General features: G+C 37.8%; 6 protein-coding genes. All 6 read left to right on the top strand.

What is annotated here, in order from left to right; translation table 11 throughout:
• The first annotated feature begins 26 nt into the window (after nt 1-26).
• The 6 genes from AC27JR_RS12035 to radD all read left to right on the top strand — a co-directional run bounded on the left by AC27JR_RS12035 (nt 27) and on the right by radD (nt 13,873).
• Entirely contained in the window at nt 27-2,375 is a 2,349-nt protein-coding gene (locus AC27JR_RS12035) for a DNA polymerase II (RefSeq protein WP_487173720.1), read from the top strand.
• A 403-nt stretch (nt 2,376-2,778) separates the two neighbouring features.
• Nucleotides 2,779-5,373 carry a TonB-dependent receptor gene (locus tag AC27JR_RS12030; RefSeq protein ID WP_487173719.1) on the top strand — a complete coding sequence of 865 codons (2,595 nt, stop codon included), beginning with the start codon at nt 2,779-2,781 and terminating at the stop codon, nt 5,371-5,373.
• A gap of 62 nt (nt 5,374-5,435) precedes the next feature.
• A complete protein-coding gene (locus AC27JR_RS12025) occupies nt 5,436-6,353 on the top strand; it encodes a class I SAM-dependent methyltransferase (RefSeq protein ID WP_487173717.1) in 918 nt (305 codons plus the stop codon).
• 156 nt (nt 6,354-6,509) lie between these two features.
• The gene (locus AC27JR_RS12020; RefSeq protein WP_487173716.1) at nt 6,510-8,426 is read left to right on the top strand and encodes an alpha/beta hydrolase family protein; all 1,917 of its coding nucleotides are present in this window, start codon (nt 6,510-6,512) and stop codon (nt 8,424-8,426) included.
• 545 nt (nt 8,427-8,971) lie between these two features.
• Entirely contained in the window at nt 8,972-11,863 is a 2,892-nt protein-coding gene (locus AC27JR_RS12015) for a TonB-dependent receptor domain-containing protein (protein ID WP_487173715.1), read from the top strand.
• A 258-nt stretch (nt 11,864-12,121) separates the two neighbouring features.
• Nucleotides 12,122-13,873: a DNA repair helicase RadD gene (radD, locus tag AC27JR_RS12010; RefSeq protein ID WP_487173714.1), complete on the top strand. Its 1,752-nt coding sequence runs from the start codon at nt 12,122-12,124 to the stop codon at nt 13,871-13,873.
• Nucleotides 13,874-13,896 lie beyond the last annotated feature (23 nt).

Below are 13,896 nucleotides of genomic sequence, written 5' to 3'. Positions count from 1 at the left end.
GTGTATATATTAAGTGGGATCGAACATTGACACAAGCAATCTATCAGGGCTTTATTTTATCAAGGCAACAATACGGGGCTAAAAATGCACAAGGTATTACTTTGTGCTATTGGCTAAGCTCTGAGCAAGGCCCGATAAAAGTGACGATTGAAAATCAGCAAGCGTTGTTTTTCATCCCATTGGCAGAACAAGATACTGCAAGTGCTTTACTGGATCAGGCAAACATAAAAGCGCAGTTTAATAACGTTGAACTTTGTCACTTTAGTGGTAGTGAATGTGTGGCCTGTTACTTTAATGATATAAAAAGTGTATACACTGCACGAGCTCTTTTAGAGCAAGTAATGCCAATTTATGAAGCCGATGTGCGCCACAGTGACCGCTTTTTAATGGAGCGCTTTATTAAAGGGGGCGTATGGGTAACCGGTAATGCCAAAGCTCAAAACGGCTTTATTGAAATTAGTGAGGCAAAGCTTAAAGCAAACGAAGATTACACACCAACGCTTAAGTCTGTTTCTTTGGATATAGAATGCAATGCCGATGGCGTGCTATTTAGTGTTGCACTGGTGGGAAATGGCCTAGATTGTGTATTAATGATAGGTGAGCCACAGCAGCAGGGCGATCCGACATTTGAAATAGATTGGTGCTATGACGAAATTAATCTGCTCACCAAGCTGCAGCAGTACATTATAAATAACGATCCCGATGTTATTGTTGGTTGGAATGTTATTGATTTTGATTTTAGTTTATTGCAAGAGCGCGCTGAGGCGTTAGGACTTACCCTGAGTATTGGCCGAGATAATCAACCTTTATATATTAATAAAGGCCATTACACCCGATTAACGCTCCCAGGACGATGCGTCATTGATGGCATTGATACTTTAAAAAATGCCACTTATCGATTTGATAGCTTTTCGTTAGCTAATGTTGCAGAGCGTGTGCTTAACGAGTCTAAATTAATAAAAGCTGATAACCGATTATCTGAAATTGTACGCCAATTTAATGAAGACAAGCTCGCTCTTGCTGCCTACAACCGCCAAGATTGTATTTTAGTTAATCAAATTTTCGAAAAACTAAAGCTGTTTGAATTTGCCATAGTCAGAACTAAAATCACCGGCCTCGAACTTGAGCGCATGGGTGGCTCAGTTGCCGCATTTACAAACTTATATTTACCGCTGTTACATCGCAGTGGTTATGTTGCTCCCAACTTAGGCGATCATGGGCTATCTTTTGAAAGCCCTGGTGGATATGTGATGGAGTCGACTCCGGGGCTTTTCAAAAACGTTTTGGTACTTGATTTTAAAAGCTTATATCCGTCAATTATGCGTACGTTTTGTATTGACCCGTTAGGTTTAATCGCAGGGTTAAACGCACCAGAGCATGCTGTAGAGGGGTTTAATCAGGCGTTGTTTTCAAGAACGCAGCACCACCTGCCAAAATTAATTGAGCACCTGACACAAACTCGCCAAGAAGCAAAAGACACTAATCAACCGATGCTCTCGCAAGCGATTAAAATTATTATGAATAGCTTATATGGCGTACTGGGCTCTAAAGGCTGTCGGTTTTACGACCCGCGTTTATCGAGTTCTATTACTTTACGTGGCCATGAAATAATGCAAACAACTCGTAAATGGATAGAAGCGCAAGGCTTTGAGGTGATATATGGTGATACCGACTCTACGTTTGTAAAACTTAGTGAAGATACCAGTCCTGAGCAATGCAATGAAATTGGCTGCCAACTTGTTCGACATATCAACGAAAAGTGGCAGGTAGACTTAAAGCAGCGTTATGACTTACAAAGCTATTTAGAAATTGAATTTGAAACCTATTACAGTCCGTTTTTTATGCCAACTATACGAGGTAAAAAAACAGGTTCTAAAAAACGTTATGTTGGTCAAGTAACCAAAAAGAATGAAAAAAAGTTGGTCTTTAAAGGTATGGAAACCGTCCGCAGTGATTGGACTGAGTTTGCGCAGGAGTTTCAAACACAGTTGTTTGAAACGCTTTTCTCTAGTCACTTCGAAATACAGCAACTGCACAATATAATAAATAGCTACACGCAAAAATTATACAGCGGTGACTTTGACCACAAGCTCGTTTATAGGAAGCGTTTAGGGCAGCACCTGAGCGATTATATTAAAAATATCCCACCTCACGTTCAAGCAGTTAAAAAACACAAAGCGAGCCATCATGAGTTTGAAATAAAACGCGGACAAGTAATCGAATATGTTTACGCAATAACTGGCGCCGAACTTTATACCGGTAAAAACACCCTTAATTACCCCCTATACATTCAAAGACAGCTTGAACCAGTAGCGCAAATGATATTAAGCGCATTAAACACATCAACTGAATCTACCCAAGCTACATTATTTTAACTTAGTCATAAGGAAAATAGGCATTTTATAGGTTGTTTTTCGATTTTAAGTTCCTACTTTGCATAAAAATTGTAAAATTTGAAGTTAACATTTGTGAACTTGGTTACATATTTATTCAAAAGCACTACAAAATAAAAATCTAACTAAAATAAATAATACCCTTTTAAATCAGTGGTATGTTTTTTGTTTTTAAGGTTGTTTCTAAATTGCACCCAAAGATAAGTTTAAAAGTTGCACAAAAAAAACGTAAAAATGATAACGAGAAGTCGCTTAAAGTATGTTTAAAGTTAATTTAATGTTGACCACCTTGTGTTCATAGTATTATCATCTGTGACGTGATCACAAATTAATTAACAAAAAGTGGTCGAAAATAAAAAACAAATAGTATTCTAGGGAGAATCAAATGTTAAATAACAAAGTTTCAAAAGCAGTTCGCTTAGCGATCGCTTTTGGTGCAGCTTCTACTGCTGCTTTCTCAGCAAGTTCATTTGCTGCAGAAGAAGAGTCTGCAGAAAAAGTTGAGCGTATTGAAGTTACTGGTTCACGTATCAAGCGTGTTGACATGGCAGGCGATTTGCCAGTTACTGTTATCGACCGTGCTGCGATTGAATTAAGCGGTGAAACCTCAGTTGCTGATTTACTTCGTAATACTACTTTCAACAGTCTGGGTTCGTTCCGTCCGCAGTCAGGTAGCTCAGCTCAAGGCGCGACAACAGTAAGCTTACGTGGTTTAGGTTCAGACCGTTCGTTAGTTTTAGTAGACGGCCGTCGTTTACCGAAGTCGACTCTTACTGGTTCTAGCCAAGATTTAAACTCAATCCCAATGGCTGCAGTTGAGCGTGTTGAAATTCTTACAGATGGTGCTTCTGCACTATACGGTTCAGATGCAATCGGTGGTGTAATTAACGTAATCCTTCGTAAAGATTTTAATGGTGCAGAAGTTACTTTAGGTTCTGGCCGTATTGAGCATGAAGGTGGTGACCGTGAAAATGGTTCTGTATTATTCGGTGCATCTTCAGATAACGCTCGCGTTCTTGCTGGTGCGTCTTGGAGTGGTCGTGACATTGTTTACGCTCGTGACTTCCCTTGGTACAGCCCAGGTGGTTCAGTATATTCAAATAACTTCACTACGTTCACAACGACAGATGGTGAAAGAGCAAGTAACTTTGATTTCTTCTCTCCTGAAGCTACATGTGAAGGCGTAGGTAACGAAAACTTCTACCGCATAGGCGCTCGTTGTGGATTCAACTTCGCAGCTGTTTCTGCTGATGAAGCTTCAATTAAAAACCGTTCTGCGTTTGTAAAAGCTACGTACGAAGTTAATGATGAGTGGAGTATTTTCACTGATATCAACATCGCTCAAACTAAATCGTTTGGTCGCTATGCACCAGGTTTAGATACAACAGCATACGATTCATCACCTGACACTGTATTTATTAGCGCAGACAGCCCTAATAACCCTACTAACCCAGATAGCCCAATTTACGATCCATCACTTGAAATGGAACAACAGGGTTTAGATTTCTGGCATCGCTTTGCTGCATTAGGTAACCGTGATAATAATCTTTCTACTGAGCTTAAAGATATCGGGTTTGGTACTTCAGGTTTCATCGGTGATGTTTCTTTAGAAGCGGGTGTTCGTAAAACAATTAATGAAAGCCATAACGTTGGTGAAGGTTACATCCTTCGTAGTATTGCACGTCAATACATTAACGATGGCACTTACATGTTAAACGACCCATTTGGTGCACCAGAAGAAGTTAGAGGCGCAATGACCGTAACTACTTCACGTACTGGTAAATTTAACCAAGAAGAGTTTTACGCAAATGCTGCATTTGACGTAATGGAAACAGACGCTGGTGCAATTCAAGCATTTGTTGGTTTTGAATACCGTACAGAAGATTACGCTGATGTTTACGATTCACTTTCTGCTGCTGGTCAAGTAGGTGGTTCTTCAGGTAGCAGTGCAGGCGGCAGCCGTTCTGTTCGTGGTTTATTCTTTGAAGCACTAGTTCCTGTTTCTGAGCAATTTGAGCTTAACTTTGCTGGCCGTTATGATGATTACTCTGATTATGGTTCAGATTTCTCACCAAAAGTATCAGCACGTTACAACCCAATTGATGACTTAGTACTTCGTGCATCATGGGGTAAAGGTTTCCGTGCTCCATCTTTACCAGATTTAACTCAACAGCCATCTGAGTCTGCTGATTCAGTATCTGATGAAGCTACTTGTTTAGCAATTGGTGAAGCTGCTGACTGTTCATCTCAAATCAATGCCTTAGTTATTGCGAATCCTGGTCTAGGTTCAGAGCAATCTGATCAATATTCACTAGGTGCAGTTTACCAAGCAACTGATGCTATCTCTTTCGAAATTGATTACTACAACATTGAAATCACAAACAGAATCCGTGCTTTCAGTGCGCAATCTATCATTGATGCACGTTTACGTGGTGACTCAGTACCGGATGCGTTTACTGTTTCTCGTTCACCAAATGGTGCGATTACACAGCTTGTTCGTGGTTTTGGTAATGACGGTAGCTTAGAAACTTCAGGTATCGATTTCAAAGCGAACTCATTATTTGATTTTGGTGATGCAGGTGCTTTAAGAACTAACTTAAATGTATCTCACATCATTGACTACAGCACTGATGGCGGTCGTAACTTTGTAAATGACCCAGGCGTTCCACAAATGCGTGTTAATTTATCAAATGTTTATTCTTTCTCTGACTTTGATTTCACTTGGAATCTTAGCTTGATTGATAGTCAGTGTGAAGATATTACAGCTGATGGTGCATGTGAAGGTCATATCCCTTCTTGGGTAACTCATGACTTACAAGTAGCGTACAACACTCCTTGGAATGGTAAAGTAAGCTTTGGTGCGCAAAATGCATTTGGCAAAAAGCCACCACTATATGCTTCAGGCGGTCGTGACTACAACTTCGACCTTTACTCAGGCTTCGGACGTACAATGTACTTAAACTTTAAGCAATCTTTCTAAGTTTAATTATTAATTGAATTAAAAGAGTGACTTTATAGTCACTCTTTTTTTTGGAGGAAAAAATGCATTGGGACCATTATTGGAATTTTACTGGTGCTTTATCTAGTTTTGGTGATGCAGAGTTAGAGTTTGGTTATCCGGATGAAATTCTAGAGTTTTGGAGTGATTTAGTTCTTTCTGAAAAAAACTGCAATTATTTAGACTTGGCTACAGGCAAAGGAGCTTTAGCAATTTGGCTGCAAAATCGTGTTGATAATTTGGGTCTTTGTGGGAAAGTCTATGGGTGTGATTTAGCTAATATAAACAAGGATAAAATTACATCAAAGAATCCATCTATTAATGAATCAATAAAAAAAGTAAGTTTTGATTTCAACACTCCTCTTGAAAAGCTTCCATACCCTGATAATACTTTTGATGTAATTGTAAGCCAATTTGGCTTTGAATATAGTGATTGGAGCAACTCTTTACCTGAAGCAATAAGAGTGCTTACAGAAAACGGTAAAATTAGTTTAATGCTTCATACAAAGGAGTCTGTAATAACAAAAGACTGTAGGGCTGGTATTAAAGTTTTAAAATGGCTTATAGAAGAGCGGCTATTTGAAGATTTAACTAGTGTTATTAGCTTTAAATCTAATAACCAAAGTTTTAAATATAAAGAGTCAAATACGAATTTGATAAACAAAATAAAGGCTTACCCTATTGGTTCACAAGATGAACAAGTTTGGTATAACGATATTATTTCAAAAATTTCCAAAATAATGATTAATATAAACACTAATAGTCTCCATCATTTAGAGAGTTTAAAAGATAGTGTTTTTCAGCAAATTACACGTTTAGAAGATCAAGTTTCAGTTGCGTTATCAAAAGCCGAAATAATAGACAACATAAAAAAAGTTGGCATTAACCTTAGCGTACTAGAAGTTAAAGAGTTTTACGTTGAAGATAGTTTGTTTTCATTGGTTTTAAATATTGAGGTTTAATGCTTATTACTTTAATTCATATTTCTAACCACTTTCTTTATGTTTACAAACTTTAACAATTGGAAGTGCGAGATCGACTTTTTAGATCTGAAAATAGTCGTTTAGTTGATAAAATGCACGGAGTTTAATCGCAAATTATATAAATAAGGACAAAGAATGTTTTTAATCAGGGTGTTGATTATATTCTCACTTTTAGCAAGTTTCCCGTCTAAAAGTGAAAATTCATTGGAAGATTTTTTTATTAGTGGTGGATATGTTGAAGTTAAAATTTCCCCGAATGGAGACTTTTACTCTATTACTTACAACGAAGATACAGAGGTTAAATTAGTTGTAATCAACAAAGATACCGGCAAAGTATCTTCTGCCTTTTCTTTTGGTGAGTATCATAAGGTTGAGACAGTAACATGGCTCAATGATGAACGTTTCATGATGACTGTGAAAAAGACCGTTGGCTATCTAGACACCAAAGGTGGAAGACCTTTTTATGTTGCTGCTAATGTTGATGGCTCTAAAAGAAGAGAGTTACTATTCTCAAATACTTCATACTTACAAGTTATTAGCACACTGCCTGATGATGATGAAAACATTTTAGTATCTAAGGGTCATTACAACGATGATTTTGCTGTAAAAGTACATAAACTTAATATTTACAATGGCCGAATGGATTACGTTGCGGGTCAGCCTAAAGATGATGTATTTGGAATTACTGCTGATATTGAAGGTAATCCACGAATTGCATTTCATTACAAAGAGACTAAAGATCAAAAGCTTGGGGAGGGGGACCTTAGTGTTTATTTTAAAAAGACTGTTGAAGCTGATTGGCAAAGTCTTAACTTAAAAATGTTAAATTACAAGAAAGGGGATACTCTTGCTTTCTTAGGTATGAATTTAAGCGGAAATAAGGCTTTTATAGTTAATGATTCAGGTCGAGCAACACAAGCCGTCTTTAGTTTAGATTTAGAAAATGAACAACTTAAGTTGCTTGCATCAGATGAAACAGTAAATATAAACACACCTATCTATGGACCAAAAGGAGATGTGATTGGTGTTTCTTATGAACCAAATTATTCAGCATATAAATATTTTAATCTAAATCAAGAAGATCAAGTTTACAAAAACTTAAGTGATACTTTTAAAAATTATCGTCTCGAGTTTACTAGCCATTCAAAGAAAAAGAATTTGGCGGTATTTAGAGTGGAAGCAGATACATCTCCAGCTACATTTTATCTTTATGATATAAAGTCAAAAAAAGCCACATTTATTGCCTCTGTTAATGACAAAATTGCTAAAGAGAAGTTGTCTCCAATGGAGCCTTTTAAAATTAAGTCACGTGATGGTGTTGACTTAAGTGGTTATATTACTCTTCCAAAAGGGAAAGCCGAAAGTAATTTACCTGCAATCGTTATGGTGCATGGGGGACCCCATGGCCCAAGAGATTACTGGGGCTATCACAAAGAGGTTCAGTACATTGCATCCTTGGGTTATGCAGTTATTCAGGTCAACTTTAGAGGCTCTGGTGGTTATGGTAGTGACTTTGAGGAAAGTGGCTACAAAAAATGGGGTATGGAAATGCAAAATGACGTTACTGACGCTACTCACTGGGCTATAAATGAAGGACTAATTAACAAAGATAAAATTTGTATTTATGGAGGAAGTTATGGGGGCTACGCAGCTTTGATGGGAGTTATTAGGGAGCCTGATTTATATCAATGTGCAATAGGCTACGTAGGCGTTTATTCATTACTTGAAATGAAAGAAAGTGGAGATATCCCTTTAAGTGAGTCGGGTCGTAAGTTTTTAGAAATGGTTCATGGAAATGACGAGAGCGATTTAAAGTTGCGCTCACCTGCGTTTAATGTTGACAAGATCAAAGCTAAACTATTCATTGCCCATGGTGAAGACGATGTAAGGGTTCCGATGGAACAATATGAAGCATTAACAAAAGCTTTAGATGAAATCGATTACCCATATGTTTCGATGGTTAGAGATGAAGGTCATGGATTTCATAAGCCTAAAAATATAACTGATTTCTACACAAAAATGGCAAGCTTTTTTCATGAAAGTCTTAAGTAAAATTAAACACCTAGGTTGATATAAAGTTTTACTTATCAACTTAAAAATATGAGAGTTATCAGATTTTTTAAGCATGTACACTGCATTATCAGATATATGCAATGGTAACTCTCATCTTATCTCCTTGTTTTGAAAGCCGTAATTTAAATCAAATAAATATTTTATATCCTTAATAATTTCACCTGCATTATGTTGATAAATTCTATTTTAGTAATTTGTAAATTTAGAAAAATACGGCATTAACCTTTCTTTTAAACACATTAAATTGATACCAGCTGTCGATATTGTTTTTGCATACCTTTAAAAATATATACATTTAATTTACTTTGTATAACTATTATTAAAACCTCTTACTTAAAGTCAAAGGTATAGCTATAAAGTAACTCGTGGCTTGCTGAACTATGAAGAAAGAGAACACTATTTAGTCTCATTTTGTTGATTTAGGGTTTTTTTTGTTGTAGTTATGTAAATTGATGATTAACTTGTTGTTTCTATGGCAAGTTACTTATCAGGTATAAATATAATAATATATTAGGGAAATTGACATGATAAATAACAAAGTTTCAAAAGCTGTTCGCTTAGCGATCGCCTTTGGTGCAGCTTCTACAGCTGCCTTTTCAGCTAGTTCATTTGCTGCAGAAGAAGAAAATGTAGAAAAAGTAGAGCGTATTGAAGTAACAGGTTCACGTATACTACGTGAAGGTGCAATTTCACCATCACCGGTTACTGTAATTACAGGTGAAGACTTGGTTAGCACTGGTGCGATGAATATCGGTGAAGTATTAAATAAACTGCCAGCCTTAGCTACTACTTATTCACTTGCAAACTCTGGTCGTTTTATCGGTACTGCTGGTATTAGCTTACTAGATTTACGCGGTATGGGCAGTGCTCGTACCCTGGTACTTGTTGATGGTAAGCGCCATGTTGCAAGTGCTCCAGGTACGTCTTCGGTTGATACGAATACCATTCCTAGCTCTTGGATTGAGAAAGTAGAGATTATTACTGGTGGTGCATCGGCTGTTTATGGTGCCGATGCGGTAACGGGTGTAGTTAACTTTATATTAAAAAAAGATGTTACAGGTTTTAATGTATCAGCAACAAAAGGCTTTGCTGATAATAGCTCATATCAAAATGAAAAGTTCACTGTCTCTTATGGCCAAGACTTTGCAGAAGGCCGTGGTAATGCCGCTTTCTCTTTAGAGTACAACGCACAAGACTCATTAAATGCGCTTGATAACCCATGGACTGCAACATCCTACGCATCGCTACCTTATGAAGTAGTAACAGGTCAAGCTCGCCCTGACGATCAACTCGATAGTGAAGAATACCCAGATAAAATCGTAATGCCAAATGCTGGTTACTACCTAATTTCTAATCAAGGTACTGTATGGAACCCGTTCACTGGTGGGATTATGGGCAAGTTCAATGGTGATAGTACCCTTGGTGATGTCTATAGTGGTCCGATTGCAGATGGCTCTTTTTGTGCGAGTCCGGGTTGTGATTACATTAATCTACGTCAATATTCAGAGATACAACCTAAATTTGATCGTATTAATTTTAATTTTAAAACAAATTATGATGTTACAGACGAGCTAAACGCATACTTTCAAGCTAAATACTCTAAAACAGAGGGCGAGAATGTAGGCCAACCGTTCTTCCGTTTTTACTCTGGTGCAAACCTAATACAACGCGACAACGCATTTTTAACACCTGATGTTGCACAATTAATGGATGATAATGATTTGCCATTTATTGGTGTGAACAAAATGTTTAACGATATAGGTCGTCGTCTTGAAGAAAATACTCGTGAAACAACTCGGTTTGTAGCAGGTATTCAGGGTTATATCAGTGATGACTGGGCAATTGATATCTCTTTAGTGCATGGTAAGTCAGAAATTGAACGTATTAACGGTGCAAACGTTATTATGGATAATTATGCTAATGCGATTGACGCTGTGTTTGATGACAATAACAATATTGTATGTCGTGACGCAGCAGCTCGAGCTGATGGGTGTGTTGCTGCAAATATAATGGGTGACGGAGCAATTAGCCAAGAAGCTATTGACTATGTGACAACGACTTCAATTGGTACATCAGAAATCAAGCAAACTGTATTCAATGCAACATTTAGTAATTCGGCAATTTATGAACTACCAGCGGGTATGGTTGGTTTTGCTGGTGGTGTTGAGTACCGTGATGAGACAAGTGTGACGATTGAAGATGCTTTTGCTAAAACTGGGGCTACATTCTTTAATGCACTTGGTGAAACGGATGGTGGTTATGATGTAACAGAAGCTTTCTTCGAACTATCAGTGCCACTGATTGAAGATGTATTTCTAATAGATACATTAGTATTTGATACCGCGGTTCGTTACGCTGATTACTCTACTATTGGCGATGCAACAAGCTGGAAGTTAGGTCTTGATTGGACTATTACACCAGAGTTACGCGCTCGCTTTACCTTATCTGAAGCAATGCGTGCGCCTAATATCGACGAGTTATTTTCTGGTCAAAGTCAGTCTTTCGCAGGTGTTGACGATAGCTGTAAAGTTTCAGAGCTTGCACAATTAAGTGATGCAGGCCGAGCTATTCGCGAATCTAACTGTGCTGCTTTAGGTGTTCCAGCTGACTTTGATTCAAATTATGATAGTGCAACGCTAGAGACATTAGTTGGTGGTAACCCAGATCTACAGCCAGAAGAATCTAGATCTATTACAGCAGGTCTTGTGTACCAACCTGAGTGGTTAGAAGGGTTTAGTGTAACTGCCGATTACTGGGAAATTGATATTGATGACACAATCAGTGGCATTGGTTTCCAAACAATTATCGATCGTTGTGTAGATTCTCCAACCGGTATTGATAACCAGTTCTGTAAACTAATTACGCGTGACCCTAATACTAGTGAAATTACACTTCTAAAAGGTTTTGCGCTTAACATCGCACGTAGTCTTAACTCGGGTGTTGACTTTGAGTTTGGCTATGACTTCGACGCTTTAGGTGGTAGCTTCGGTACTAGCTTTATTGGTACTTATTTGATTGAAGCAAAAGACTTTCCATTCTCAGCTGAGCCAGAAAATTACACTGATTATGAAGGTGTTTTAGGTGATGAGACATGGCAGGGTAGTATCTCTGTTGATTATACATATGAAAACCTTGTTGTAGATTTCAGCACTCGCTTTATTAACGGTGTTGAGTTATACGATCATAAGTCTATCGAAACAAACCCGAATCCTTCAAATCAAATGCGTTACGGTTCATACTTTATAACTGATGCTTCAGTCGCTTATAAATTTGATAGCGGCGTAGGCTTTAAGTTAGGTGTTGATAACTTATTCAATCGTGGGTTACCGGGCTCAACAACTGGTACGGGCGCAGGTTCAGCGATTTATGACAATATCGGTCGTTTTGCCTACCTACAAGCTACTTACAAATTCTAAAGCTACTATTTATTAGTATAAAAATTTTATACTAATAAAGTTCCTTAGAATTGCTGGTAAGCTCAGTAAGTAATTAAATACCCTTAATCATGTTGATTAAGGGTATTTTTTTATATTTATACATAATATAGTGCTCTAAATTTATAAATAGTTTCAAAGTTAGCTGATTATTTATGAATATAAATATTAAAACGAATGTGAAATAGAGCTGTCTTTCTGAAAATTAACCATTGATTAGATTAAGAATTCTTACCTTTGATGACCTACACCCTTAGACCCTACCAGAGCGAGGCGGTTGAACGCACCGTTTTACACTTTAGAAAAACTAACGAACCTGCTGTTATTGTTTTACCTACAGGTGCGGGTAAAAGTTTGGTGATAGCAGAACTTGCGCGTATTGCTAAACAAAAAATATTGGTGTTGGCGCACGTAAAAGAATTAGTGGAGCAAAATGCTCAAAAATATAAAAGCTTTGGTCTTGAGGCGAGTATATTTTCCGCAGGTCTCAAAGAGAAGTCGTTAACCCATCAGGTCACTTTTGCCAGTGTGCAGTCGTTATCGCGTAATTTAGACAAACTTAATGAGCACTACTCACTACTTATTATTGATGAGTGCCACAGAGTAAATGGCGAAAAGAAAAGCCAGTACGGAAAAGTTATTAATGCGCTTAAATCTCACAACTCTGAATTAAAAGTATTAGGTTTAACCGCGACGCCTTACCGACTAGGGTTAGGCTGGATTTATCATTATCATTACCATGGCTTTGTAAGAGGCAATAAAGAGAGCCCATTCAAACACTGTATTTTTGAATTACCTTTGCGCTATATGATTAAGCATAACTACTTAACTCCCCCTAAAGAGGTTGATGCTGCGATTAGCCATTATGACTTTTCATCTTTAAGTAGCAATGCATTTGGGCAATATAGCAATGAGGATATGAATGCGCTGTTAAAAAAATCGACCCGTGCAACTCAAACAATTTTACAGCAGATTATTCAATATAGTGAGAGCCGTCATGGCGTGATGGTATTTGCAGCTACGGTTATGCATGCAAAGGAGGTAATGACTTATTTACCAAAGGGTCACAGTGCACTGATCACAGGCGATACTCCTAATAGCGAACGCGATAAAATAATTAAACAATTTAAAGCTAAACAATTAAAGTATTTAGTGAATATATCCGTTCTTACTACCGGATTTGATGCCCCCCATGTTGATTTTATTGCTATTTTACGCCCTACAGAGTCGGTAAGTTTATACCAGCAAATTGTCGGTAGAGGCTTGAGGTTAGCTGAGGGTAAAGATGATTGTTTAGTGATTGACTATGCAGGCAATGGCTTTGATTTATTCTACCCAGAAGTTGGAGATAAAAAAGGCGATAGCGATAATGAACCCGTGCAAGTGCTGTGTCCTGGGTGTGGCTTTGCCAATATATTTTGGGGAAAAACAGATGCTGATGGCAAAGTAGTTGAGCACTTTGGCAGGCGTTGCCAAGGTTTGCTAGAAGATGATGACGGGGCAAGCGAACAGTGCGATTATCGTTTTCGTTTTAAAGAGTGTGAGCAGTGCGGCGCACAAAATGATATTGCTGCTCGAAAATGCCATGATTGTGGTGCTGTGATGGCCGATCCTGATGATAAACTACGTAATGCGTTAAACCTCAAAGATGCATTAGTGCTACGTTGTAGCGGCTTGAGCGTGACTAAACTTAAAGAGCAATTGTTAAAAGTTACTTATTTTGATGAAGACGGGGCCAGTTGTGATGAGGTATTTGATTTAGCAAACAACGGAGCACTGTATTATTTTAATCAACAGTTTGGTAAACGTATTGCTCAGGGTCAATCGCCAACTAAATTTATCAGCGCAGATCAGGTTATAAAAGCCCAGTTTGATTTAATACCACCGGATTTTGTGATTGCTCGAAAAAGTAAAAAATATGGCTGGAAAGTAGCAGATAAACTTTTTGATTATAAAGGCAGCTTTAGAAAAGCAAACCAGCTAAGTCGATAGACTAAGCTGGGTATCTCATTCAT

The sequence above is a fragment of the Pseudoalteromonas sp. NH0006-26 genome (assembly GCF_057552415.1).
The sequence above is the reverse complement of the archived record's forward strand: the minus strand, read 5'-3'. Positions and strand labels throughout refer to the sequence as shown.

Excerpts from the sequence above, each read along its gene's own strand:
- AC27JR_RS12020 (WP_487173716.1), top strand. The coding sequence starts at position 6,510 with ATGTTTTTAATCAGGGTGTTGATTATATTCTCACTTTTAGCAAGTTTC.
- AC27JR_RS12030 (WP_487173719.1), top strand. The coding sequence starts at position 2,779 with ATGTTAAATAACAAAGTTTCAAAAGCAGTTCGCTTAGCGATCGCTTTT.
- radD (WP_487173714.1), top strand. The coding sequence starts at position 12,122 with ATGACCTACACCCTTAGACCCTACCAGAGCGAGGCGGTTGAACGCACC.
- AC27JR_RS12025 (WP_487173717.1), top strand. The coding sequence starts at position 5,436 with ATGCATTGGGACCATTATTGGAATTTTACTGGTGCTTTATCTAGTTTT.
- AC27JR_RS12015 (WP_487173715.1), top strand. The coding sequence starts at position 8,972 with ATGATAAATAACAAAGTTTCAAAAGCTGTTCGCTTAGCGATCGCCTTT.